At 35.9% G+C, this 404-nt stretch carries 1 protein-coding gene; it reads right to left on the bottom strand.

What is annotated here, in order from left to right; all coding sequences use genetic code 11:
• Positions 1-356 (bottom strand): hypothetical protein (locus HI950_RS35495; RefSeq protein ID WP_169091799.1); only part of this gene is annotated, 356 nt, incomplete at its 3' end.
• Positions 357-404 lie beyond the last annotated feature (48 nt).

Genomic DNA, 404 nt, shown 5'->3' with positions numbered 1-404 from the left:
ATCCTTTCATAGCTCACTCCAGTTACCTTATGAATCAATTCTTCCGATAGACTTAGCTCCATCATACTTCTAATCAGGTTATCTTTTGTCATCCAAATGCCAAAAAAATGCCCATTAATAAAGCCGTCTTCTCTAGCCTCTTCAATTTCGGTTGGAATATATCTGACTTCTTCAATATGTTTACCGTACCAACGTTTTTCTTCAGCATCAAACTCTACAACTGCTTTTACTTCTAAGTTCTCCGTATAAAACACAATTTCCTCGCCTACTCTAATATTGAAAAAATCAATTTGGTCATTTGAAATTCTGAACTTAAATGGGTAAGGCTCATTAAAATCAATAGAAAGCTTCTTCATATAAACCTCCATTAGGCTCTCCGTCCCGTTAGTTCAACCAAGCCTCTT

Source organism: Paenibacillus sp. PL91, from assembly GCF_012935325.2.
In the GTDB taxonomy this organism is placed as follows: Bacteria; Bacillota; Bacilli; order Paenibacillales; family Paenibacillaceae; genus Pristimantibacillus.
The sequence above is the reverse complement of the archived record's forward strand: the minus strand, read 5'-3'. Positions and strand labels throughout refer to the sequence as shown.